Raw genomic sequence first — 24,593 nt, 5'->3', positions numbered from 1 at the left:
GTCGCGATGGGAGACGAGCGACGTCTGCGCGACACGGTCCGGCCACAAGGGCGGCAGACGGCGAGTGGGCCAAAAGTAACTGGATTGGCGGGCGTGGGCGATGCTAAAGCAAAGCCGAGCCAATCGGCGACCGACGGGTGTTTTTCCGTTTTCGAGTTGACCCATCCGGACAAAGTTCACGCGCGCCGGCGTCGAAGCGCCGCGTCGCGCAGCCGGTCGGCGCGCCCTGCGAAATGCGGCGACCGGGACCATATAAGTCGAGGCGATAAGCCACGGGCCCTCCCCGCCCGCTGAGAGGAAGATATTCATGCGACTTCTCGCAAGGTTTCTAGGCTTTGTGTTCGCTACAGGCACGATCGTCTTCCTGATCGGGTCCGTGGCGGTCGCGGCGCTGGTCTATTATTATTCGAAAGACCTGCCGGACACGGCGCAGCTTCGGAACTACGAGCCCCCGGTCACGACGCGCCTGCACGCCAATGACGGGTCGATTCTCGCCGAATATTCTCGCGAACGCCGCCTGTTCCTGCCGAGCTCGGCCATCCCGCCGCTCGTCAAGCAGGCCTTCATTTCGGCCGAGGACAAGAACTTCTACTCGCACAACGGCATCGACCCGGAAGGCGTGACCCGCGCGGTGATGGTGCTCGCGCAGGGCGGCCGCCACGTTCAGGGCGCCTCGACCATCACCCAGCAGGTCGCCAAGAACTTCCTCGTGGGCAATGAGCGCTCCATCGACCGCAAGATCCGCGAGGCCCTGATCTCCTTCCGCATCGAGGCGGCCTATTCCAAGGAGCGCATCCTCGAGCTCTATCTCAACGAGATCTATCTGGGCCTCGGCAATTATGGCGTCGCCGCCGCCGCGCTCAACTACTTCAACAAGTCGGTCAACGAGCTGACGCTGGCCGAAGCCGCCTATCTCGCCGCCCTGCCCAAGGGCCCGAACAACTACCACCCCTTCCAGCATCGCGAGCGCGCCATAGAGCGCCGCAACTACGTCATCGACCGCATGGAGGCCGACGGCGTGGTCACGCATGACGAGGCGGAGAAGGCCAAGGCCGAACCGCTCGGCGTCAATCCGCGCGCCCTGTCGCCGAACACCTATGTGGCCGGCTATTTCGCCGAGGAAGTCCGCCGCGAGCTGCTCGGTCGCTATAACGAGAAGGGCCTCTATGAGGGCGGCCTCTCGGTGCGCACGACGCTCGACCCCAAGATGCAGGCCTGGACCCGCAAGGCGCTGGCCGACGGCCTCGTGCGCTTCGACGAGGCGCATGGCTTCCGCGGCCCGATGAACCATATCGACGTGTCGTCCGACTGGGGCGTGCCGCTCGCGGCCATCCCCGCGCTCGGCGACATCAAGCCCTGGCGCCTCGCCGTCGTGCTCGACGTCAACGACGCCGGCGCCCGCGTCGGCCTCCAGCCGGGTCACGAGGCCTCGGGAGAAGTCGAGCGCGAACGCGAGACGGGTCTCCTCACGGCGGAAGGCATGCGCTGGACGGGCCGCAGCCCGCGCAGCGCGCTCTCCGTCGGCGACGTCATCTATGTCGAGCCCATGGCCGGCAATCCGGGCCGCTTCCGCCTGCGCCAGATTCCGGAAATCTCCGGCGCGATGGTGGCGATGGACCCCTATACGGGCCGCGTCTTCTCCATGGTCGGCGGCTTCTCCTTCGACCAGTCGGAGTTCAACCGCGCGACCCAGGCGCTGCGCCAGCCGGGCTCCTCCTTCAAGCCCTTCGTCTACGCCACCGCGCTCGACAACGGCTACACGCCCTCCTCCTCGATCCTCGACGAACCTGTCTCCATCCAGCAGGCCGACGGCAGCTACTGGACGCCCGAAAACTTCGAGGGCGGCCACGGCACCGGCGCGCATCCGCTGGATCACGGCGTCGTGCACTCCAAGAACATGATGACGGTGCGCCTCGCCAAGGACGTCGGCATGCCGCTCATCGCCGAATACGCCAAGCGTTTCGGCGTCTATGACGATATGGGGCCCTATCTCTCGCTGTCGCTCGGCGCGGGCGAGACCACCCTGCTCAAGATGGTGACCGGCTATTCGATGCTCGCCAATGGCGGCAAGCGCATCAAGCCGACGCTGATCGACCGCGTGCAGGACCGCTGGGGCAAGACCGTCTTCCGCCACGACGAGCGCCAGTGCCTGGGCTGCGACGCCGGCAAGTGGGACAATCAGAACGAGCCCAAGCTGATCGACAAGCGCGAGCAGGTTCTCGACCCGCTCACCGCCTATCAGATCACCTCCATCATGGAGCACGTCATCCAGCGCGGCACGGGCGTCTCCATCAAGTCGGTGGGCAAGCATCTCGCCGGCAAGACGGGCACGACCAACGACGCCAAGGACCTCTGGTTCGTGGGCTATTCGCCGGACCTCGCGGTCGGCGTCTATATCGGCTACGACCGCCCGCGCTCCATGGGCAGCCACGCCCAGGCCGCGCTCTTCGCCGCGCCGATCTTCCGCGACTTCATGACGTCGGCGCTCAAGGACAAGCCGGACACGCCTTTCCGCGTGCCGCCGGGCATCAAGCTGATCTCGGTCAACCCCGGCAGCGGCCTGCGAGCGGCGAGCGGCGGCGAGCTCTGGGCCTTCAAGCCGGGCACCGCCCCGCCGGATTCCTATTCGGGCGGCGGCGGCGGAGACGGCCCCCGCCAGCTCAACACCCAGCACGACGTCGACCAGAGGGTCGGCACTGGGACGGGCGGGCTTTACTGATCCCTTCAAAGCGGCCGGAGACGAAAGTTTCCGGCCGCTCTATTTTTTGAACATGCCGTCACCAGCATCCCAAGGTCCGAAATGACCGCCGCCGACCTCGTATCGTTCGCCGAGTCGGGTCGCGTCGCGACGCTGACCCTGAACAGCCCCGCCTCCCGCAACGCCCTGTCGCTCGCCATGCTGGCGGCGCTTGCCGATCGATTGAGCGCGATCGCGAACCGCGTGGACCTGCGGGTCGTGATCCTGCAAGCGGAAGGCCCGGCCTTTTGCGCCGGGCACGATCTCAAGGAGCTCACGGCGCATCGCAACGATCCCGACCGCGGCCGCGCCTTCTTCGATGAAACCATGCGCGCCTGCTCGGCGGTCATGCAGCGGATCGTGGCCCTGCCGGTTCCGGTGATCGCCGCCGTCGACGAGATGGCGACCGCGGCCGGCTGCCAGCTCGTCGCGAGCTGCGATCTCGCCGTCGCGGGGCCGCGCGCGCGCTTCTGCACGCCGGGGGTGGATATCGGCCTCTTCTGCTCGACGCCAGCCGTGGCGCTCTCCCGCAATGTCGCGCCCAAACACGCCATGGAGATGCTGCTGACGGGCGCGCCCATCGGCGCCGAGGCGGCGCTGCGCATCGGCCTCGTCAACCGCATCTCGGCGGACGGCGCCCGCACCGGCGCGCTGATGCTCGCAAGCGAGATCGCGCAAAAATCACCGCAGGCGATCCGCTTCGGAAAGCAGGCCTTCTACGCCCAGCGCGAGAAGACGCTCAGCGTGGCCTATGACCTCGCAAGCGCCGTGATGGTCGAGAACATGCTGGCGGCGGACGCGCAGGAGGGGATCGCGGGATTCCTCGAAAAGCGGGCGCCGAACTGGTCCCGGTGACGAACGGGCGCCTCTTTACGCGTTGGGCGGCGCGGCGGTTTTCAGTTGAGCCGCGATCACATCGAGATCGGTCTCGCCGAAAGTTTCCTTCTCCAGGAGACGCTCGGCCGTGTCGCGATGGATCGCGGCGTGGGCGCTCAGGATCGCCGTCGCCCGCTCGAAGGCCTCTTCCACAAGCCGACTGATCGCCTGATCGATCCGGGCGGTGGTTTGCTCGCTTATCTCGGACGGCCGCCCCCCGAGTTGCTGAATGTCGAGATAGCGGGGACGCTCCGCGACGAATGACGCCTGACCGATTTCCTTCTCCATCCCGTAGCGCGCGACCATGGCGCGGGCCATCTCCGTCGCGCGCTGCAGATCGTCCGCGGCCCCGGTCGTCGCTTCCTTGAAGACGAGCGTTTCGGCCGCCCTGCCGCCCAGCAGCACCGTCATTCTGTCGAGCAGTTCCGCGCGCGTCATCAGATAGCGGTCTTCGGTCGGCATCTGCATGGTGTAGCCGAGCGCGCCGAGCCCGCGCGGAATGATCGACACCTTCTTGATCGGATCGACATGCGGAAGCGACATGGCCACGATGGCGTGGCCCATTTCGTGGTAGGCGACGATCCTGCGCTCCAATCTATTGAGAATCCGCTTGCGCTTCTCCGGACCGGCGAGGACGCGCTCGATGGCCGCGATGAAGTCGACGGCTGAAACGGAATCGGCCTTGCGGCGCGTCGCCACCATCGCCGCCTCATTCACGAGATTGGCGAGGTCCGCTCCCGTGAATCCCGGCGTCATGGCGGCGATCTGCGCCGCGTTCACATCTTCGGCCAATCTGACTTTCGGCAGATAAACCTCGAGAATGGCCGCCCGACCATTCTTGTCGGGCCGATCGACCGAGACCTGACGATCGAAACGCCCCGCGCGCAATAGGGCGGGATCGAGCACTTCCGGGCGGTTCGTCGCGGCGAGCAGAACCACGCCGCTGGTGGGATCGAAGCCGTCGAGTTCGCTCAGAAGCTGGTTGAGCGTCTGCTCCTTCTCGTCCTGGCCGCCGCTCAGTCCGGCGATTCCCCTCGCCCGCCCGAGCGCGTCCAGTTCGTCGATGAAGATGATGCAAGGCGCCGTCGCGCGCGCCTGCGCGAAAAGATCCCGAACGCGCGCGGCGCCGACGCCGACGAACATCTCGACGAATTCAGAACCATTGATGGAGAAGAAAGGGACGCCGGCCTCGCCCGCGACCGCGCGGGCGAGCAGGGTCTTGCCGGTGCCCGGCGGCCCCACGAGCAGAATGCCCTTGGGGACATGCGCGCCGAGCCGGCCATAAGTCGTGGGGTCTTTCAGGAAGGCGACGACTTCCTGAAGCTCCTCCTTGGCCTCGTCGACGCCCGCGACGTCGCGAAAGCCGATCTTGATGTCCTTCTCGACGAAGATCTTGGCCTTGCTCTGCCCGACGGACATGACGGAGCCCAGGCCCTGTCCGATGCGGCGCGAAATGAAGCTCCAGATGAAAAAGAAGATCGCAGCGGGGATGACCCAGGAGAGCAGCGTGGAAATCCAGCCGCTTTCCGCGACGCCCGTATATTTGACCTTCGCCGCCTCCAGTTCCTGGGCGAACTCCGGATCGACGCGCGCCGCGACGATCTCCTTGCGCCCGTCCGGCAGCGGCTTTTTCAGCTTGGCGCGCACGAGCTTGTCGCCGACATCGACCTCGGCGATTTTTCCCTCCCGAAGCATGTCGTAAAATTCGCTGTAAGCGACGACCTGGGTCCGGCTGTAGGTCTCGAGAAGCTGCTGAAAGACGAGGACGGCGATGGCGGCGAGAAGCACATAGCCGATGTCGAAGTGGGTCTTGGGTTTCTCGTTCGATTGATCCACGCCGATCGCCCTCTCGCGCCTTATTACGTTCGGAATAGTTTGGCGACCGATCGCGACGTTAGGAAAGCTTCGCCACCGCCGACATTTTGTCGCATGCCCAACGCCCTCGGCGCAATTCGTCGCCCTGGCCGAAAATGGCAGTTTAACCACCCGCAATGTCAGCGTTTTCCTGTGGAACCCGCCTGTCGCCGCGCCCCCCTCTTTGCTAGGCTAACGCTGCACATGGCGGCTCAGTCATGCGCAAAGGGATGAAATGAATGCAGGGGGGCAGCATGTCGAAACTGAGATGGATGGCGGTCTTGGCGCTTTGCGCGCAGGCGATCGCGACGCCGGCGTTTGCGCAGGCGGGGCCCGCGCTCAAGACCTGTTCACAGGCTTATGACCAGTGCTTCAACACTTGCGCCGCCCAGTTTCCAAAGGGTGGCGAAAAGAGCGCCAAATGCATCGACAAATGCGCGATGGCGCGCGCGCAATGCGACCGCAACGGCTGCTTCAAAGACGAAGGCATAAACGTCTGCGGTCTGTCCGAGCAGTAAGCGCAGCCATTCGGCTCCTCATAACTGTTTCACCAAGCTGGAGAATGAAAATGCGTATTCGATTTCTGGGCGCAGCCGCCGCGCTCGCTTTGGCGGGAAGCGCCTGGGCGGCTACAGGCCTCGACACCTACGTCGACAAGAACGGCTTCATCGACGTGCAGGCGCTGACCTGCGCCCAGCTCGCCGACACATATCAGGAAGACGCCAACGCGCTCGCTAACTGGTATTCCGGCTGGTACAACGGCCTCGCGAAGAAGCATTATTATCATTATGCGCGCGTCGCCGGCGAAGAGCATATGCTCATCGTCTATTGCAAGGCGCATCGCGACGAGAAAATCATCCACGCCCTCGACAAGATCTTCAAGGAAGAGCGCGAGGGTCGCTAACAAAAGGCGCGGCTGGGTTCGAACGCCCGGCCGCGTGTTTTTTATCGAGGCGCCGCACGGCCCATTGCCCTCTGCAAAGCTCGCTCTACCTCCCACACACGCCCCTTGCAGCGAGGGGCTTTGTCATGGAGGAAGCCATGATTTCAGCCAGAGAACACATGACGATGGCCACTGTCGGCGGGATCGTCGGCGCTATTCTGGGGGCGGGAATTGGCGGCGCGTTGTTCGGCTTGCCGGGCGTCGTTGCGACGGCCGTGCTGGCGGGAATTGGCGGCGCCTTTTTCGGGTCCTTTATGTGAGCGTGAGGCGAGCAGTCCATCGATAACAAGCGCCGCGCCATCCGTTTTCGCGCGCGGCGCTTGGCTGAAAAGCGGGGATGTTGCGCCCCTCACTCGCCCAGATGCCGCAACGCCGCCGCCGCCGCAAAGGGACAGAGCGCCAGCGCGGCGAGCGTGATCGCGCAGAGGATCGAGAAAGGCGAGAGAAAGGGCACCGTCCCGCCGCTCGCCGCTTCCGAGGCCGAGACGCCGAAGATCAGAACCGGGATCGTCAGCGGCAGGACGAGCAGCGCCATCAGCAGCCCGCCGCGCCGCACCGTCACCGTCGCCGCCGCGCCGATGGCGCCGATGAGTGTGAGCGCCGGCGTGCCGACGAGGAGCGTCGCGACGACGCCGAGAAGCGACATCGTCTCCTGTTGAAGCATCAAGCCCAGAAAGGGCGCCGCGATGATGAGCGGCAGGCCGGTCGCGGCCCAATGCGCCGCGCATTTGACCAGCACAGCCAGCTCCAGCGGCGTCTCCGAGAGATGCAGCAGATCGAGCGAGCCGTCTTCCGCATCCGCCTGAAACAGCCGGTCGAAGGCGAGCAGGCTCGCGAGCAGCGCCGCGATCCAAAGGATGGCGGGGCCGATGCGGGCGAGAAGGTTCGGATCGGGACCGACCGCGAAGGGCACGATGGTCACGAGGGTGAGGAAGAACACGACCCCCATTGCGCCCGAGCCGCCGACGCGGCGGGCGATGCGCCATTCACGCAGGAAAAGCGCGCCGATAGGAGAGCTCATTTCGCGCCTCCGAGAGCGAGTTCGCTTGCCTCTTCCAGACCCAGCGGCTCATGGGTCGCGGCGACGATGATTCCGCCCAGCGCGCAATGGTCGCGCATCACGGCTGCGAATTTTTCGCGGGAGGCCCGGTCCAGCGCCGTCAGGGGCTCGTCGAGAAGCCAGACGGGCCGGAAGGCGACGAGAAGCCGCGCCAGCGCCGCCCGGCGCTTCTGACCGGCGGACAGCGCCCCGAAAGGCGCGCGCAAAGCGTGGGAGAGGCCCACGACCGCCAGAGCCTCCTCGATTGTGCGGCTGAGCCGACCCTCGTCGCGCGCCAGATAGCGGGACCAGAAGTCGAGATTCTCCTCGACGGTCAGCGCGGCCTTCATGCCATCGGCATGGGCCAGATAATGCGCCTGCTGGGGCAGATCCGCCTCCTCGCCGGCGCCGTCCAGCGCCACATTGCCCCCGGCATGCGGCAGGAGGCCCGCCATGGTGCGCAGCAGCGTCGATTTCCCCACGCCGTTGCGGCCCGTGACGACAAGCGCCTCGCCGCCCGAGACCGCGAAGCTCAGGCCCGTCAGCACGGCGCGGCCGCCGCGCGCCACGATCAGATTCTCCACCCGCAGCCGCAGGGCGGAATGGCGGTCGGCATGCGGCCGGTGTGCTGTCTCTTCCATGGCATCAGCCAATAAAGAAAGCCGCGCGCGAGCGCCATAGCCGGGAAACCCCGCACGAACCCACGCGAACCCGCGCGAACCCGCCCTTGGCCGTCTGCCCGGAAAGCCGCCGCACTGGCGCGCGGGGGCTCGGGGTGATAAGGGACGCGATCAATCTTCGGGCGCCGATCGCGGCGCCCTGATTCTTCGTGAAACCAAGTGCGCGCGGCGCGCCCGGCATTCAGGGACAGCGAATTCAGTGACGAGACACAGAAGCCTCTCGGATTACGCCTCGCGGAGATTCCGACTCGCGGGCAACGCCCTGCTCGAATTCAACAACCCGTTCTTCGCCCAGATCGACAAGCTCAAGGCGGATTTCGAGGCGCAGGGAACGCATTTCGTCAGCTTCGCGAATTACGATTATCTCGGCCTCGCGAACCATCCCCGCATCCGCGCGGAAGCCAAGCGCGAAGTCGACGGCCTCGGCGTCGGCGCCCTCGCATCGCGGCTGGTCGGCGGCGAGCGCACGACGCACAAGCAGTTCGAGGCCGAAATCGCGAACTTCATCGGCATGGAGAGCGCGCTCGTTCTCGTCTCCGGCTATCTCTCGAACGTCACGACGATCGCCTATCTGATGAACGGCAAGCGCGACGCCATTTTCATCGACGAGCTCGCGCACAATTCCATCGTCTACGGCGCCGAGGGCGCGCCGGCCCATGTGGTGAAGTTCCGCCACAACGACATGGATCATCTCGACCATCTGCTCGCCAAGCATCGCGAGGAATATCGCAACGTCCTCGTCGTGGTCGAAGGCGTGTACAGCATGGACGGCGACACGGCCGACCTGCCGCGCCTCTATGAAATCAAGGATAAATACAAGATCTGGCTGATGGTCGACGAAGCCCATTCGCTGGGCGTGCTGGGCGAACATGGCCGCGGCCTCGCCGAGCATCAGGGCGTCGACCCGCAGCGCATCGACCTCATCATCGGCACGCTGTCGAAATCCCTCGCCTCCTGCGGCGGCTATATCTGCGCCAGGAAGGAAGTGATCGAGTGGTTCCGCTTCACCCTGCCGGGCTTCGTCTATAGCGTCGGCTTCTCGCCCGTCGTCCTCGCGGCGGCGCGCACCGCGCTCCAGCTCATGCAGGAAGAGACCTGGCGCATCGGCAAGCTCGCCGAGAACGCCGAGCTCTTCCGTCAGGTGGCGCATGAGAACGGCTTCTCGACCGGCCCGGCCATCGGGCGCGGCGTGGTGCCGATCCTCTTCGAGAGCGACCTCGAGACCATGTGGGCCGCGCGGCACCTGCTCGAAAAGGGCTATTACGTGCCGCCTGTCGTGCGAATCGGCGTGCCCAAGGACGGGCCGCGCCTGCGCTTCTTCTTCTCGGCGAACCATACGGAAGCGGAAATCCGGGGCGTCATACAGGCGTTGCGCGACATGCCGCCTGTGTCGGAAGAGGCGCAGCGCATCGTGGCCGCCGCCATGGCCGGCGCCGCCGCCTGATCGTTCCAAAAGGTATAGAGCGCGCTGGCGGCGCGCTCGGAGGCCGGCGCGTCATCATGACGCTTTCCGCGCGCCGCCGAGATGCATAAGGATTTGGACATGGCGCGAATCGAGATCGTACCGGTCGCAGGGCTGTCGCGCTTTACGACCTTCTGCAAGATCCCGCGCCTTCTCTACAAGGGCGCGGCCGGCTTCGCGCCGCCGCTCGACGTCGAGCGCTGGACGCTCTTCGCCCATATGCTCAATCCGCATTACAAGCTGGTCGAGGATCAGAAATTCCTCGCCCGGCGCGACGGCGAATGGGTCGGGCGCATTTCGGCGCATATTTACAAGGACATCACGCCCGTCGGCGCGAGCCCCGCGCAGTTCGGCGCGCTCGACGCCATCGACGACATCGAGGTGGTGCGCGCCCTGACGCAGGCCGCGGAGGAATGGCTGCGGGCCAAGGGCGCGACGCGCATCAACGGCCCCTTCTCGCCGACGATCAACGGCGAATGCGGGATGCTGGTCGAGGGCTTTACCGCGACGCCCATGATCTTCATGCCCTGGCATCCGCCCTATCTCTCGCGCCATCTCGAGGCGCTCGGCTACGAAAAGGCGAAGGACCTCATCTCCTATCGCTACGACATCACCGAGCAGGACCTTTCCGAGAAGCCGCGCATCTCCAACCGCAAGGAATGGCGCGACCGGCTGAAGCTGCGTCCGCTCGACATGGCGACGCTCAAGACCGGCGAGACGGCGCTGATGGAGGATCTCTTCAACGACGGCTGGAGCGGCAATTGGGGCTTCGTGCCCTTCACCAAGGCGGAGTTCGATTCGACCGCCGACGCGCTCAAGCTCGTCATGCCGCCGGAATTCGGCATCGTGGTCGAGCTCGACGGCAAGCCGCAGAGCTTCGTGATAGCGCTGCCCAATCTCTTCGAGATCGTCTCCGATTTCGACGGGCGCATCTTCCCCTTCGGCCTGCCGAAGCTCATTTCGCGCATGAAGAAGCACAAATTCAACGCCGCGCGCATCGTGCTGCTCGGCACGCGCAAGGCGCTGCAGAACAGCGCCACGGGCGGCGCCATCCTGCTCGCCATGATCGAGGAAATGCGCCGCCGCGGCGCCAGCGCCTCGATCAAGCAGCTCGAGGCGGGCTGGGTGCTGGAAGACAATCTCGCCATGCGCAAGCCGATCGAGATGTTCGGCGGCAAGGTCGACAAGGTCCACCGTATTTACGAGAAGCGTTTCGGTTGAGTCGAAACCGTGAAGGAAACTGAGCCATGAACGGCATTTCGGTCACCGCCCAGGGCGCGGATCGCTCCCATGTCGAGCGCCGCCGGCTGATCCTCGAAAAATATCCGCAGGTGCGCAATCTCTTCGGCAGGGACGAGGTGACGTTCAAGATCACCGCCGGCATCTTCGTCGGCCAGTTCCTGATCGCCGCCTGGATGGGATATCTCGGCCTTTCCTATTGGTGGCTCTCGCTCATCCTCGCCATCTGCGTCGGCGCCTTCGCCAATCACGCCAATTTCGTCATCATCCACGACGCCATTCACAATTGCGTGTTCGAAAGCCCGCTCGCGAACAAGTGGACGGCGATCCTCGCGGACCTGCCCAATGGCTTCCCCACCGCGATGGGCTTTCGCTGCTATCACATCAAGCACCACTCGCATCTCTCGGCTTACGACTACGACGCCGACATTCCGAGCCAGTGGGAAGTGGAGTGGGTCGGCAACAGCACATGGCGCAAGGCCGCCTGGCTCTTCGGGTTCCCCGCCATCCAGCTCGCGCGTCTGTCGCGGCTGAAGGGCACGGTGCCGATCATGGGCAAATGGACCTATATCAACATCGCCGTGATCGCCGCCTTCGATCTCTTCATGCTCTGGGCCTTCGGCCCGAACGCCCTGCTCTATCTCTTCCTCTCCTTCTGGTTCTCGGTCGGCGGCCTGCATCCGCTTTCCGCGCGCTGGCTGCAGGAGCACTTCGCCTTCGCGCCCGATCAGGGCACGTTCGACTATTACGGCCCGCTCAACAAGCTCGCCCTGAACATCGGCTACCACAACGAGCATCATGATTTTCACGAGATCCCGTGGACCCGACTGCCCGAGCTGAAGGCGATGGCGCCGGAATTCTACGACGATCTGCGCTGCCACCGTTCCTGGTTCGCGCTGCTCGTGACCTTCATCTTCGATCCCACCTATTCGCTCGGCACGCGTTCCGAGAACGTCACGCAGGCGGCCGATCGCGCGCCCGTCGCCGCGGCCGCGGAGTAAGAATCATGACGCAGGAAAGAACCGAAGCGCTCGACGCCTCGCCGCGCCTTTTCGAGAACGACCTTCTCGACAAGATGTCGCGCGTGCATCACCTCACGCCGGTCGTCGTCTATACGCCGATCATTCTGGGCCTGAGCTTCTATTCGCTGTCGGAAGTCGGCTTCGGCCTGCTGCTTCTCGGCCTCGTCATCGGCTATCTGGGCTGGACGCTCACCGAATATTTCGGCCACCGCTATCTGTTCCACACGGTGTTCCCGCTGCCTTTCGGCCTCGGCCCGCGCTTCCAGTTCCTCATCCACGGCGTGCATCACATCTATCCGAACGATCCGCTGCGCCTCGTCATGCCGCCGCTGCTGTCGGCGCCGATCATGCTGATCGCGCTGACGATCATCCGCCTCATCTTCGGCGCGACATTCGGCTGGGCGGTGCTCGCGGGCTTCATGACCGGCTATGTGATCTATGACTGCGTGCATTACTGGACGCATCACGGCCAGCCGACCTCCGACTTCGGCAAAATGGTCAAGCGGCTGCATATGCTCCACCACTTCCGCGACGCGGAGAAGGGTTTTGGCGTGCACGCGATCTGGTGGGATTACGTGTTTGGCACGGCCTATCAGAAGGGCGATACGCCCGGGTCGAAGGCGGTGTAAGGCGCCGCAAGCGCGTCGGTGATTTGGGGGCGGCCGCGTCAGGCCGCCTTTTTTGTCGCCAAAAGCTGACGCCGGCTCTTTTTCGGACTTCGGCGGCGAAGAGAGAGAGCGCTCGGCGCCTTCGTTCCCGCCCGGCTGCGCCGCGGGCTTGCGGCAAGCACGCGCCGCCCCATCTGCGTTCGCTACAAACCCTCCGATTGCGGGGCGGACGCGTGGATCACAGCCAGTTCATCGAACATATGACCTCCCTCCTGCTCGCCTATGCGCTGGCTTTGCCCATCGGCTGGGATCGCGAGGTCAAGGACCGTAGCGCCGGTCTGCGCACCTTTCCGCTCGTCGCGCTCGCGACCTGCGGCTTCGTCGTCGCCACGGAAAATTTCTTCGCGGGCGCGCCCGACGCCCGCGCGAAAGTCATCGAGGGCCTGATCACGGGTATCGGATTTATCGGCGGAGGCGCGATTCTGAAGGAGGGCGGCACTGTTCGCGGCACGGCCACCGCGGCGAGCCTCTGGGTGACGGGCGCCATTGGCGCGGCCGTCGGACTGAACAGCTACGACGTCGCCATCGCGTTGTGCGTTCTCACCTTCGTCACGCTCAAATTGCGTGGCTCGGCGGAGGAGACGACACAAGAAAAGGAAGCCGATCCGGTTGATCGACGGGCGTGACGCGCGGCGTCCGACGGCGCCGCGCCGTCACCCTTGCCCCGTCCTTACAAACCACTCATCTTCCGAAATCACCTCAATCCCCAGCTCCTGCGCTTTCGCGAGCTTGGATCCCGCGCCCGGACCCGCGACGACGAGGTCCGTCTTCTTCGACACCGACGCCGCCACCTTCGCGCCAAAGCGCTCGGCCTGCGCCTTCGCTTCATCCCGCGTGAGGCGTTCGAGCGAGCCGGTGAACACCACTGTCTTGCCGGCGACGGGCGATGAGGATGCGATCTGCGGCATCGGCTCCAGCGTCACCTGCGCCAGCAGCGCGTCGAGCTCCTTTTCATTATGCGGCTCGGCGAAGAAATCGTGCAGCGCCTCGGCGACGACCGGCCCGACGCCGTCGATGCAATCGATGCGCGCGCGCGCCTCCGTTCCGGGCGACGCGTCGCGCGCCGTCTCGCGCAGGCTCTCGAAATCGCCAAAATGGCGCGCGAGGCGCTTGGCGTTGGTCTCGCCGATGTGACGAATGCCCAGCGCATAAAGGAAGCGGTTGATGGGGATCGTCCGCCGCGCCTCGATCGCCGCAAAGAGATTGCGCACCGACGTCTCGCCGAACCCTTCGCGATTCTTGATCTTGGTGAGGCTCGCGCGGTCGCGCTCTTCCAGCGTGAAGATATCGGAGGGCGTTCGGATCAAACCCTCCTGGAAAAAATAGTCGATTTGCTTGTCGCCGAGGCCTTCAATGTCGAAGGCGTTGCGCGAGGCGAAATGCTTCAGGCGTTCGACCGCCTGCGCGGGACAGATGAGCGAGCCGGTACAACGGCGCACCACGTCGGCCGTTCCCGTCTTCTCGTCGATCTCGCGCAGCGCCGCCGAGCCGCAGACCGGGCAGACATGCGGAAATTCATAGGGCTTTGCGCCATGCGGGCGCTTGTCGTGCACCACTTCCACGATCTGCGGAATGACGTCGCCCGCGCGCTGCACGACGACCGTGTCGCCGATGCGAATGTCCTTGCGCGCGATCTCGTCCTCATTATGCAGCGTGGCGTTCGACACCACGACGCCGCCGACCGTCACCGGCTCCAGCCGCGCGACGGGCGTGAGCGACGCCCGTGCGGCCGACCTGGATCTCGATGTCGCGCAGAATGGTCGTCGCGCGTTCGGCCGGGAATTTATGCGCCACCGCCCAGCGCGGCGCGCGGAGACGAAGCCGAGCCGTCCCTGTAGCGCGATGTCGTCGACCTTGTAGACGACGCCGTCGATGTCATAGCCGAGCGTCGCGCGATCCGCCTCGATCGCGTGGTAGCGCGCGAGCATCTCTTCGACGCTGTGGCAGAGCCGCGTGCGGGGATTGACGTGCAGGCCGTAGCGCTTGAACGCTTCCAGCACGCCCCATTGCGTCTTCGCCGGTAATTCGCTGACCTCGCCCCAGCCATAGGCGAAGAAATGCAGCGGCCGCTCGGCGGTGATGCGCGAATCGAGCTGGCGCAGCGACCCCGCCGCGGCGTTGCGCGGATTGGCGAAGACCTGCTTGCCCGCCGCCTGCTGGCGCTGGTTCAGCGCGGCGAAAGCGGCGTGCGTCATATAGACTTCGCCGCGCACCTCCAGCACCTCCGGCGCGCCGTCATGCAGGCGCTGCGGAACCTCCTTCAGCGTGCGGATATTGTTCGTGACGTCCTCGCCTTCATAGCCGTCGCCCCGCGTCGCCGCCTGCACGAGATGGCCGCGCTCATAGCGCAGGGAGCAGGACAGCCCGTCGATTTTCGGCTCGGCCGTGCAGGCGATTGTCGCGCTCTCCGCGAGGCCAAGAAAGCGGCGCACGCGCGCAACGAAATCATGGACGTCCTCGTCGGCGAACACGTTGCCGAGCGAGAGCATCGGCACGGCGTGCTTCACCTTGGCGAATCTTTCGGATGGCTTCGCGCCGACCTTCTTCGTCAGCGATTCCTCGGTGACGAGTTCGGGAAAGGCCTTTTCCAGCGCCTCGTAGCGCTGTCGCGCGGCGTCATATTCCGCGTCGGGAACGAGCGGCGCGTCTTCCTGATAATAGGCGCGGTCGTAGCGGGCGATGTCTTCCGCCAAACGCGCATGTTCGGAGCGGGCGTCTGCGGGGGACAGCTCTGCGAGCGGGGTTGTATGCGCGGAGGGCTTCTTGGTCATGTGCAATGCGGCTCGAATCCGTCATTGCGGGGCGCGTCGCATTCCCGAGACTCGCATGGCCGCCCGCCCCTCACCCCAGCCCTCTCCCCGCAAGCGGGGCGAGGGAGCGCGACTTACGCCCTCTCCCCGTGAAAACGGGGAGAGGGTTGGGGTGAGGGGCAAGGCCGCAATCGCGGGCCGGTGGATTGCTTCGTTTCGCTCGCAATGACGCGGGCACCCTACCCCGCCTTGCGGAAAGACGCTACGCCGCCGCCTCCGGCGCCGCGCCCACAAGCCGGCGCGCTTCCTGCGCGCTGATCGGGCGCCCGAAGGCGTAGCCCTGCGCATAGCCGCAGCCGAGTTGATAGAGCTCGATCGCGTCGGCCTCCGTCTCGGCGCCCTCGGCCACGACGTCCATGCCGAGATCCTGCGCCAGCGCGATGATCGAGCGCAGGATCACGGGGCGCGCGCCCTTGCCGCTTTGTTTGACGAAGGAGCGGTCGATCTTGATCGTGTCGAAGGGGAAACGCTGCAGATAGGCGAGCGAGGAATAGCCCGTGCCGAAATCGTCGAGCGAAAGACCCGCGCCGAGCTCCTTGATGCGCTGAAGCATCTGGGCCGCGTATTCCGGGTTTTCCATCACGAGGCTTTCGGTCAGCTCCAGCTTGAGGCTGCCCTTGGTCACATCGTGGCGCAGCAGCACGCTCTTCACATCGCGCAGCAGATCGTGACGCAGCAATTGCCGCGAGGAGACGTTCACCGAGGCGAAGATCGGCGGATCGACGGCGAGCGCGCGCTGCCAGGCGGCGAGTTCGCGCGCCGTGCGTTCCAGCGCCAGCAGGCCGAAATCGATGATGAGGCCCGTCTGCTCGGCGATCGGGATGAAATTAGCGGGCTCCAGGCGCCCGAGCCGCGGATGGTCCCAGCGCAGCAGGGCTTCGAAGCCGGCGATGGTGCGGTCTTCGAGACGCACGATCGGCTGGAAGAAGACTTTGATCTCGGCGCGCTCCAGCGCGCGGCGCATATCGGCTTCGAGCGTCAGGCGATCCGAACGCTGCGCGCGCATCGACGGGCGGAAGACCTCGATGCGGTTGCCGCCCGAGCGCTTGGCGTAGCGCATGGCGATCTCAGCGTCTTCGACCATGTCCTCGGCGCCCGGATGCATCTGCTGGTCGTAGAGCGCGATGCCGATCGAGGCGAAGAGCGCGATCTCGCGGTCGGTGAAGCGCACGGGCGTCGCGAGCGAGCGCCGCACCGAATCGGCGAGATTGATGACGTGGTCCGCGTGGGTCTCGGAGGCGAGGATGATCGCGAAGGCGTCGCCATTGAGGCGCGCCAGCGTGTCTTGCGGCTGCAGCAGGCGCGTCAGGCGATGCGCCACAGTGAGCAGGATGCTGTCGCCCATGGCGATGCCGACCTGCTCGTTGATCTGCTTGAAGCGGTCGATGTCGATGACGAGCACCGTCGGGCGCACGTCCTTCTCCATGCGCGCGAAGACTAGGGCGGCTTCGAGGCGGTCGAAGAACAATTCGCGGTTGGGCAGGCCGGTCAGATTGTCGTGCACGGCGTCGTGCAGCAGGCGCTCCTGCGCGTTGCGCTCGTCGGTGACGTCGGTGAGCGTGCCGACGACGCGGATCACCTCGCCGTCCGGCCCCACGACGGGGCGCGCGCGCAGGCGATAGGCGAGGTAATGGCCGTCAGCCGCGCGCAGGCGGAATTCCTGGCTGATGCGGCCGCGGCGCTGCTCCAGCAGGGCGTCGAGACAGGCGCGATAGCGGTCCTGCTCGAAGGGGTGCAGCAGATCGAGCCAGGAGGAGGCTGCGCCTTCGAGCCCGCCGCGGTCGAGGCCGAGCGCCGCCTCGATCTCCGGGCTCACATAAATGTGGTCGGCCGGCACGTCCCAGTCGAAGACGATTTCGTTGGCGCCGGTCATGGCCAGCGCCTTGCGCTCCACGTCGCTGATCGCGCCATGGGACAATCCGCCTGTCGCAAAGGCGTTTTGCATCACCGTGAAGCCGATGAGCATGACGATGAGCACGAGGCCGCCGACCAGCGCCGGCGAGACGAGATCGTTCGTCATCCAGCCGGCGACCGCAAACCCCGCCGTCGCCGCCCAGACGACCAGCAGGAACCAGGTCGGGATCAACATGATCGCCCGGTCGAAGCCGTGCGAGGCGAGATAGAGCACCAGCACGAAGCCGACCACGGCGATCGTGGCGAGCGAGATGCGCGCGACGCCCGCCGCCACCGGCGCGTCGACCATGGCGAGGCCGATCAGAATGGCCAGGATGGAGAGCCACAGCATCACCGCATGCCAGGCGCGCACATGCCAGCGATTGAGATTGAGATAGGCGAAGAGGAAGACGACCAGCGTCGCCGACAGCACCGTTTCGGCGCCGGCGCGCCAGATGCGGTCGGCGTTGCCGGATCTGATCCGAAGATCTTGTCCCAGAAGCCGAAATCGATGCAGACATAGGCGAGCACCGCCCAGGCGAGGGCCGCCGCAGCCGGGAAGATCACCGCCCCCTTCACCACGAAGACGATGGTGAGAAGAGCGCGAGCAGGCCGGCGATGCCGATGACGATGCCCTTGTAAAGGTCAGGCTCGTCACCTTGTCCTTGTAGGCCTCCGGCTCCCACAGATAGAGCTGCGGCAGGTTGGGCGTGCTCAGCTCCGCGACGTAAGGTGACGGTCGTGCCGGGATCGAGCGTCAGGCGGAACACGTCCGCGTCGGCCGAATCCTCGGCCTCGGGCGGGAACCCTTGACTCGCGGTGATCGCCGAAATGCGGGTGGAGCCCAGATCCGGCCAGATGACCCCCGAGCCCTGCAGGCGGAAATGCGGCGCCACGATGAGGCGTTCGATCTGCTCGTCCGTGTCGTTCGTCAGGGCGAAGACGATCCAGTTCGGCCGGCTGCCCGCCTCGCGGGCGCCGACTTCGATGCGGCGCACAATGCCGTCGGAGCCCGGGGCCGTCGAGACCTGCAGGCGGTCGCTCTGCGAATAGTGCTTCTCCACCACATGGGTGAGGTCGATCGCCTTGGCGCCCTGCGGCACGCGGACGGATTCGACGGCCTGCGCCGCGACGGTGGAGACGAGGAAGGCGAAAAGGGCGATCAGAAGCTTTTGGAGACGCACGTTCTCTTCTCGGCTGCAGGCCTGCTAGCTGACGCTCGACCCTGCGAGCGGCTGTTCACTATTCTCTGATCGCGGCCAAGGCGCGACAATTGCCGGGCCAAAAAATGCAACTCTCGGATGTCCGCCCCGCCGGGGCGCCCGGCGCTCTCGGGGCGTCGCAATCGGCGCCAGTTTCTATAAAATCAGTAGAGCCTCCGGCGCGGATCCGCAAGTCGATTCAAATGGGACGAAAATAGCGGTATGGTCCTTGCGAGGGGAGGTCGGCTGCGCTTGCGGATGGCGGACGCCGTCAATTATAGGCATAGGGACGTCAGACAGCGCGTTGCGCGCGGATTTCATAAAAAGGGTGACGAGCGATATTCGCGACGGTCCGCCGCGGGCGGTCGCGCTGTGGATGGGAATGGAACGGATGCGTAGCGCACTTGGCGGCCCCCGCCTTCTGCTACGCCGGCTGCGCGAGATCAGCGCGGAGCCGGTGAGCGCGCAGACGCGTCTCGACAAGATCGTGGTGCAGATCGCCGCGAACATGGTCGCCGAGGTCTGCTCTGTCTATGTGTTGCGCGCCGACCACCGGCTCGAACTCTACGCCACAGAGGGTCTGAACCGCGAGGCCGTCCACCAGACGACCATGCATGCCGGCGAGGGCCTCGTCGGCCTCATCGCCCGCAGCGCCGAGCCGCTGGCCCTCTCCGAGGCGCAGGACCACCCCGCCTTCGCCTACAAGCCGGAAACGGGCGAAGAGGTCTACCACTCCTTCCTGGGCGTGCCGATCCTGCGCGGCGGCTCCACGCTGGGCGTCCTCGTCGTCCAGAACAAGGTTCGCCGCGTCTATTCCGAAGAGGAAGTCGAGGCGCTCCAGACCACCGCCATGCTGCTCGCGGAGCTCATCGCTTCGGGCGAGCTGCAGGCGATCGAGGACCCGCGCGACCTCGCCCTCTACCGGCCCGCCTCGCTGAAGGGCGCGCCGATGAACGAGGGCGTCGGCCTCGGCCATGTCCTGCTGCACGAGCCGCGCGTCGTCGTGAAGCAGCTCGTGGCGGAAGACCTCTCGCGCGAATTGACCCGGCTGGAGCAGGCGGTCGACGCCATGCGCGCCTCGATCGACGAGCTCGTCGCCCATGGCGACCGGATCGGCGCGGGGGAGCATCGCGACGTCCTCGAGACGGTCCGCATGGTCGCCTATGACCAGGGCTGGTGCGCCGGCTGCGCGAGGCGGTGATGACCGGCCTGACCGCGGAAGCCGCGGTCGAGCGCGTGCAGAGCGACGCGCGCGCGCGCATGCAGCGCCAGACCGACCCCTATCTGCGCGACCGGCTGCACGATCTCGACGATCTCGCCAACCGGCTGCTGCATCAACTCACCGGCCAGAGCTATGTCGCCGACCGCGAGAGCGTGCCGGACAACGCCATCATCGTCGCGCGCACCATGGGCCGGCCGCGCTGCTCGATTATGACCGCGCGCGGCTGCGCGGGCTCGTGCTCGAGGAAGGCGGCCCGTCGAGCCATGTCGCCATCGTGGCGCGCGCCCTCGGCGTGCCGACCGTCGGCCTCGTCTCCGGCGTGATCGACCTCGTCGAGACGGGCGACTCCATCATCATCGACGGTTCGACCGGCGAAGTGCATGTTCGGCCGCAGCCGGACGTGCAGAGCGCCTATGCCGAGAAGGCGCGGCTGCGCGCCCGCCGGCAGGAGCAATACGCCAAGCTCCGCGACGTGCCGGCCGTCACGAGCGACGGCGTGCAGATCGCGCTTCACATGAACGCCGGCCTCGCCATCGACGTGCCGCATGTGCACGAGACGGGCGCGCAGTCGATCGGGCTTTTCCGCACCGAGCTGCAATTCATGCTCGCGCCGCGCTTTCCGCGCATGGACGAGCAGTATCGCTTCTACAAGGGCGTGATGGACGCGGTGCCCGACCGGCCCGTGACTTTCCGCACGCTCGACATCGGCTCCGACAAGATCCTGCCCTATATGGCGAAGATCGACGAGGAGAATCCGGCGCTCGGCTGGCGCGCGATCCGCATCGGGCTCGACCGTCCGGGCCTGCTCCGCATGCAGCTCCGCGCCATGCTGAAAGCGGGCGCCGGACGCAGCCTGCGCATCATGTTTCCCATGATCGCCAATGTCGCGGAGTTCGAGGCGGCGAAGGCGATCGCCCTGCGCGAGCTGGAGCACATCCGGCGCCACGGCCATTACGAGCCGCCGTCGAAAATCGATCTCGGCGCGATGGTCGAGTGCCCTCGCTTCTGTGGGAGCTCGACCTCATCGCCGAACGCGCGGATTTTCTCTCGGTCGGCTCCAACGATCTCGTGCAATATCTCTACGCCGCAGACCGCGACAATACGCGCGTCTCGAAGCGCTACGACAATCTCTCGCCGCCCGTGTTGCGCGCGCTGAAATTCATCTCGACGCCGGGAGCGCGCCGGCACGCCCGTGACGCTCTGCGGCGAGATGGGCGGACGGCCGCTCGAGGCGCTGCCCTGCTCGCCATCGGCTATCGCTCGCTGTCGATGTCGCCCGCCTCGATCGGTCCGGTCAAGTCGATGGTTCTCAGCGTGGATCTGGACGAGGCGACGGCTTTCATGGCGTCCGCGCTCGCCGCCTCGGACGGCGCGCCCTCCCTGCGCGAGCCGCTGCGCGATTACGCGCTCGCGCGCAATATTCCGCTGTAGCGGCGCGCGCCGCCTCGCTCTCCCCCGCTTTTTCGAAAAACCGAAACTCGCATGTTCGCCCAAGACAAGCTCGATCTCATTTTGCGCCGCTATGAGGAAATCGGCGAAAAGCTCGCCAGCGGCGCCGACGGCCAGGCCTTCGTCGCTCTCTCGCGCGAGCGCGCGACCCTCGACGAGGTCGTGGAGGCGATCCGCGCCTATCGCGGCGCCGAGCGCGAAGCCGACGACCTCGCCGCCATGCTCGCCGACGCGTCGCTGGACAAAGAGATGCGCGCCCTCGCCGAGGCCGAAGTGGACGAGGCGCGCGAGCGGCTCGAACACGCCGAGAAGACCCTGCAGCTCGCTCTGCTGCCCAAGGACGAAGCCGACGAAAAAGGCGTCATTCTCGAAGTGCGCGCCGGCACGGGCGGCGACGAGGCGGCGCTCTTTGCCGGCGATCTTTTCCGCGCCTATCAGAAATACGCCGCTCTACAGGGCTGGCGCGTCGAGATCCTCTCCGAGAGCGAAGGCGCGCTCGGCGGCTTCAAGGAAATCGTCGCGGAAATCACGGGCCGCGGCGTCTATGGGAAACTGAAGTTCGAATCCGGCGTGCATCGCGTGCAGCGCGTGCCGGCGACGGAAACGCAGGGGCGCATCCACACTTCCGCGGCGACCGTCGCCGTGCTGCCGCAGGCCGAGGAGGTCGACGTCGTTATCGACGAGAAGGATCTGCAGATCGAGACGATGCGCGCACAGGGCGCGGGCGGCCAGCACGTCAACAAGACGGAGTCGGCGATCCGCATCACGCATATTCCGTCCGGCATCGTCGTGATGATGCAGGAAGAGCGCTCGCAGCATCGCAACAAGGCGAAGGCGATGAACGTGCTGCGCTCGCGTCTCTACGACGCCGAACGCCAGCGGCTCGACAAGGAGCGCTCGGCCGACCGCAAGAGCCAGGTCGGCTCAGGCGACCGCTCGGAGCGCATCCGCACCTACAATTTCCCGCAGGGACGCGTCACCGACCATCGCATCAATCTGACGCTCTACAAGCTCGATCGCGTGATGGAGGGCGAGCTGGACGAGATCATCGACGCGCTCACCACCGACCATCAGCAGAAGCTTCTCGCGCAGAGCGACGCGTAATCATTTTTTCGCGGGCCGCGCGTAGTAATAGGGAACGCCGGTCGCGCATTGCGACAGGATGTTCTGGATCGTCGTGTCCGTCACCTGAAAGGCGATGGTGTAGAGCGTGATCCCCGCCCCCTTCGCGGCCGTGCAGACCTTCACGAGCTTGGCGTTGGACGCCGCGACGTCGGCGCTGTTGTGCTCCGGATAGGATGCGCCATAGGTGTTGGCGCCGTCCGTCATCAGCACGAGGATCTTGTTGGCGGCGCTGCTCCCAAGCCCGTCGCCGAAGGGCGGGTTGGGCGAGAGCAACCGCCATCCCCACAGGAGGCCCGGCGCAATATAGGTCTCGCCGTTCGCGCTCATGGCGTCGATCGCGTTGTTGATCGCGGTCTGGTCGTTGCCGAGACGAATGAGCGGGCTCGGACAATCCGTATTGTCGTAGAGCGCCGGAACCTTGTTGGTGGCGTTGGCGAGGTCATTCTCGTCGGCCGGACTCGCCTGAGAGCCCACGCAGCCATACCATTTATGGTCGTAGGTCGGCGTGTAGCAGACATTGACCGGCGTTCCCCAGCTGACCACGTCCGCCGTGTCGTAGCTGCAATCATAGGCGACGCCATCCGAATAGCATGTCTGCGAGACGCGATAGGGCGGCCCGTAGACGATGTGCGGATAGGTGTCGTAGCAATTCTGCGGCAGCGTCTCGGTGTAGTCCTGGGAATTGGTGAGCCAGCTTGCGCCCTTATAGGCGACGCCGACATTCACGTAGCGCGTGAAGGGCACGAAGCCGACTCTGACATTGGGATTGGACGCGCCGCTCGGCAGTTTCATCACCTTGTCGACGAGGTCTTTCGCCGCCTGTTTCGCGGTGGCGAGCCTGCCGCCCTGCGACATGGAGCCGGTCGTGTCGAAGGAGATGACGAGTTCGGTCTTCTTGCTGCCGCCCGCGCCGATCGACGCCGTGGCGCTCGCCACGACGGGGAGCGTGTCCACCCGCGCAATCTTCATGACGGCGGTGGGCTGCGTCGTCGCGGCCCGCACGGTCACCGTGCCGGCGTTGGCGTCCACGGTCGTCGTCGCGGTGACCGTCCGGCCGGTATAAGCGAAACGCTGCTGGACGTAATTGGCGGCGATCTGTGTCGGATTGCCGCCGTTCAGCATGGCGGCGCCCGCCGCGATGGCTGCGGAATCCACCGTCGTCTGCAGGGTCGTTCGCGTCTGGGCCGCGCGGCCATAGTCGATCGCGGCGCCGATGGAGAGCATGACCGGCACGACCATCAGACCAAAGATCATGATGACGTTGCCGCCGCGGTCTCTGGCGAAACCGGACGCGCACAACCGGGAAAGGACGCTGGAAAAAAAGCACAACATCATCGTCTCGCTCTACCGCAAGGTGAGCCAGCTTTTCCCGCGATCGGTCCAATTTTCGTTTCTTGGATCGCGGATAAAGCCCTGAACTGCGGTTAAGCTTAAAGGCCGTTAAAAGTCTGCCGACCTGTGCGTGGGCGCACGGCTCCCCTCGGGCCCGGCGGCTACCTTCTTCCCATCGCAAAACCAATTGCGAGCCGGAAAGAGGAGAGGGTCATGTTCAAGAAATCCGCCGCCACCGCAATTCTTGTCGCCGGCCTGTCGAGCGCCGCGATCGTTTCCAGCACCGCCCCGGCCGCCGCCTGGGTCAGCGACGGCGCCGCCGCCGCGATCGGCATGGGCGCCTTCGCCGTCGGCGCGATGGCTTCTGGCGGCATGGGCGGCGGCTACAGCGAACACCGCGTCATCTATCACGACTGCTATTCGAGCCGCCGTCCGGTCTATAATCACTGGGGCGACGTCGTGGGTTTCCAGCGCGTGCGCGTCTGCGACTGATCGTGAGCGACGCTAGAAGCATTCAATTTTCACAATGGATTTCAAATCAAAAAAAGGGTCGGCTCTCGCCGGCCCTTTTTGCTTTTGGCGTCGTCATCTCCTGGAAAAAATACGCCGGCTGCCGCGTCATGTGCGCCGACGCACGAACATTCCAGGCGGAGAGCCGTAGCCTCATCTCATCGCAAACGAGTTGCGGGACGCAGAAAAGAGGAGATCGTCATGTTCAAGAAATTCGCCACCACCGCCATTCTCGTCGCTGGCCTGTCGAGCGCCGCGATCGTCTCCACCACCGCCCCCGCCGCCGCCTGGGTGAGCGACGGCGCCGCCGCCGCGATCGGCGTGGGCGCCTTTGCGGTCGGCGCGATGGCTGCGGGCGGCATGGGCGGCGGCTACAGCGAACATCGCGTCATCTATCACGACTGCTATTCGAGCCGCCGCCCGGTCTATAATCATTGGGGCGACGTCGTCGGCTTCCAGCGCGTGCGCGTGTGCAACTAATGCTGGATCGTGAAAAAAGGGCTGGGGCGAAGTGGAACCCGGCCCTTTGC

20 protein-coding genes and 2 pseudogenes are annotated in these 24,593 nt (G+C 65.6%); 16 read left to right on the top strand and 6 right to left on the bottom strand.

Annotation, left to right across the window (positions count from 1 at the left end):
- The first annotated feature begins 307 nt into the window (after positions 1-307).
- Both ACPFMJ_RS17820 and ACPFMJ_RS17815 read left to right on the top strand, forming a co-directional pair.
- Positions 308-2,719 (top strand): penicillin-binding protein 1A, encoded by a 2,412-nt coding sequence (locus tag ACPFMJ_RS17820; RefSeq protein WP_424361251.1) that lies wholly within the window; start codon positions 308-310, stop codon positions 2,717-2,719.
- A gap of 81 nt (positions 2,720-2,800) precedes the next feature.
- Positions 2,801-3,592 (top strand): enoyl-CoA hydratase, encoded by a 792-nt coding sequence (locus ACPFMJ_RS17815; RefSeq protein ID WP_424361250.1) that lies wholly within the window; start codon positions 2,801-2,803, stop codon positions 3,590-3,592.
- A gap of 15 nt (positions 3,593-3,607) precedes the next feature.
- Here the strand turns inward: ACPFMJ_RS17815 and ftsH are convergent, their stop codons facing one another.
- Entirely contained in the window at positions 3,608-5,449 is a 1,842-nt protein-coding gene (gene ftsH, locus ACPFMJ_RS17810) for an ATP-dependent zinc metalloprotease FtsH (RefSeq protein ID WP_424361249.1), read from the bottom strand.
- A 272-nt stretch (positions 5,450-5,721) separates the two neighbouring features.
- On the opposite strand from ftsH, the gene ACPFMJ_RS17805 reads away from it, so the two are divergent.
- The 3 genes from ACPFMJ_RS17805 (at position 5,722) to ACPFMJ_RS17795 (ending at position 6,670) form a co-directional block, all read left to right on the top strand.
- Entirely contained in the window at positions 5,722-5,985 is a 264-nt protein-coding gene (locus ACPFMJ_RS17805; protein WP_424361248.1) for a hypothetical protein, read from the top strand.
- A gap of 50 nt (positions 5,986-6,035) precedes the next feature.
- On the top strand, positions 6,036-6,371 hold the full coding sequence (locus ACPFMJ_RS17800; protein ID WP_424361247.1) for an HdeA/HdeB family chaperone: 336 nt from the start codon (positions 6,036-6,038) through the stop codon (positions 6,369-6,371).
- A gap of 137 nt (positions 6,372-6,508) precedes the next feature.
- Complete coding sequence (locus ACPFMJ_RS17795; RefSeq protein WP_424361246.1) at positions 6,509-6,670, top strand: hypothetical protein; 162 nt, start codon at positions 6,509-6,511, stop codon at positions 6,668-6,670.
- Positions 6,671-6,759: 89 nt separating this feature from the next.
- Here ACPFMJ_RS17795 and ccmB read toward each other — a convergent pair whose 3' ends face one another.
- Both ccmB and ccmA read right to left on the bottom strand, forming a co-directional pair.
- Complete coding sequence (ccmB, locus tag ACPFMJ_RS17790; protein ID WP_424361245.1) at positions 6,760-7,431, bottom strand: heme exporter protein CcmB; 672 nt, start codon at positions 7,429-7,431, stop codon at positions 6,760-6,762.
- Positions 7,428-8,090 carry a heme ABC exporter ATP-binding protein CcmA gene (gene ccmA, locus ACPFMJ_RS17785; RefSeq protein WP_424361244.1) on the bottom strand — a complete coding sequence of 221 codons (663 nt, stop codon included), beginning with the start codon at positions 8,088-8,090 and terminating at the stop codon, positions 7,428-7,430. Before ccmA ends, ccmB begins: the two co-directional genes overlap by 4 nt.
- Positions 8,091-8,328: 238 nt before the next feature.
- On the opposite strand from ccmA, the gene ACPFMJ_RS17780 reads away from it, so the two are divergent.
- The 5 genes from ACPFMJ_RS17780 (at position 8,329) to ACPFMJ_RS17760 (ending at position 13,146) form a co-directional block, all read left to right on the top strand.
- A complete protein-coding gene (locus ACPFMJ_RS17780; RefSeq protein ID WP_424361243.1) occupies positions 8,329-9,573 on the top strand; it encodes an aminotransferase class I/II-fold pyridoxal phosphate-dependent enzyme in 1,245 nt (414 codons plus the stop codon).
- Positions 9,574-9,672: 99 nt separating this feature from the next.
- A complete protein-coding gene (locus ACPFMJ_RS17775; RefSeq protein ID WP_424361242.1) occupies positions 9,673-10,812 on the top strand; it encodes a hypothetical protein in 1,140 nt (379 codons plus the stop codon).
- Between the two features lie 26 nt (positions 10,813-10,838).
- A complete protein-coding gene (locus ACPFMJ_RS17770) occupies positions 10,839-11,831 on the top strand; it encodes a fatty acid desaturase (protein ID WP_424361241.1) in 993 nt (330 codons plus the stop codon).
- A gap of 5 nt (positions 11,832-11,836) precedes the next feature.
- Positions 11,837-12,481, top strand: coding sequence for a sterol desaturase family protein (locus ACPFMJ_RS17765; protein ID WP_424361240.1), 645 nt, complete (start codon positions 11,837-11,839; stop codon positions 12,479-12,481).
- A gap of 212 nt (positions 12,482-12,693) precedes the next feature.
- Positions 12,694-13,146, top strand: a complete 453-nt coding sequence (locus ACPFMJ_RS17760) for an MgtC/SapB family protein (RefSeq protein ID WP_424361239.1) — start codon at positions 12,694-12,696, stop codon at positions 13,144-13,146.
- Between the two features lie 27 nt (positions 13,147-13,173).
- Here the strand turns inward: ACPFMJ_RS17760 and ligA are convergent, their stop codons facing one another.
- Both ligA and ACPFMJ_RS17750 read right to left on the bottom strand, forming a co-directional pair.
- Positions 13,174-15,291: an NAD-dependent DNA ligase LigA gene (gene ligA, locus ACPFMJ_RS17755; protein ID WP_424361238.1), complete on the bottom strand. Its 2,118-nt coding sequence runs from the start codon at positions 15,289-15,291 to the stop codon at positions 13,174-13,176.
- Between the two features lie 241 nt (positions 15,292-15,532).
- Positions 15,533-18,407: pseudogene (locus ACPFMJ_RS17750) on the bottom strand (EAL domain-containing protein).
- A gap of 409 nt (positions 18,408-18,816) precedes the next feature.
- Between ACPFMJ_RS17750 and ACPFMJ_RS17745 the strand changes: the two are divergent.
- The 4 genes and pseudogenes from ACPFMJ_RS17745 to prfA all read left to right on the top strand — a co-directional run bounded on the left by ACPFMJ_RS17745 (position 18,817) and on the right by prfA (position 22,200).
- Entirely contained in the window at positions 18,817-19,626 is an 810-nt protein-coding gene (locus ACPFMJ_RS17745; RefSeq protein ID WP_424361237.1) for a GAF domain-containing protein, read from the top strand.
- Positions 19,626-19,970, top strand: coding sequence for a hypothetical protein (locus ACPFMJ_RS17740; protein WP_424361236.1), 345 nt, complete (start codon positions 19,626-19,628; stop codon positions 19,968-19,970). The genes ACPFMJ_RS17745 and ACPFMJ_RS17740 overlap by 1 nt, the downstream gene beginning before the upstream one ends.
- Positions 19,883-21,078: pseudogene (locus ACPFMJ_RS17735) on the top strand (putative PEP-binding protein). Before ACPFMJ_RS17740 ends, ACPFMJ_RS17735 begins: the two are co-directional and overlap by 88 nt.
- 51 nt (positions 21,079-21,129) lie before the next feature.
- Positions 21,130-22,200: a peptide chain release factor 1 gene (gene prfA / locus ACPFMJ_RS17730; RefSeq protein WP_424361235.1), complete on the top strand. Its 1,071-nt coding sequence runs from the start codon at positions 21,130-21,132 to the stop codon at positions 22,198-22,200.
- On the opposite strand, the gene ACPFMJ_RS17725 is transcribed toward prfA, so the two are convergent.
- Positions 22,201-23,475 (bottom strand): pilus assembly protein TadG-related protein, encoded by a 1,275-nt coding sequence (locus ACPFMJ_RS17725; protein WP_424361234.1) that lies wholly within the window; start codon positions 23,473-23,475, stop codon positions 22,201-22,203.
- A gap of 291 nt (positions 23,476-23,766) precedes the next feature.
- Between ACPFMJ_RS17725 and ACPFMJ_RS17720 the strand changes: the two genes are divergently transcribed.
- Both ACPFMJ_RS17720 and ACPFMJ_RS17715 read left to right on the top strand, forming a co-directional pair.
- Positions 23,767-24,045 (top strand): hypothetical protein, encoded by a 279-nt coding sequence (locus tag ACPFMJ_RS17720; protein ID WP_424361233.1) that lies wholly within the window; start codon positions 23,767-23,769, stop codon positions 24,043-24,045.
- A gap of 219 nt (positions 24,046-24,264) precedes the next feature.
- Complete coding sequence (locus tag ACPFMJ_RS17715) at positions 24,265-24,543, top strand: hypothetical protein (protein WP_424361232.1); 279 nt, start codon at positions 24,265-24,267, stop codon at positions 24,541-24,543.
- Positions 24,544-24,593: the final 50 nt, after the last annotated feature.

The organism is Methylocystis parvus (genome assembly GCF_049675845.1).
Taxonomy (GTDB): domain Bacteria; phylum Pseudomonadota; class Alphaproteobacteria; order Rhizobiales; family Beijerinckiaceae; genus Methylocystis; species Methylocystis parvus_A.
The sequence above is the reverse complement of the archived record's forward strand: the minus strand, read 5'-3'. Positions and strand labels throughout refer to the sequence as shown.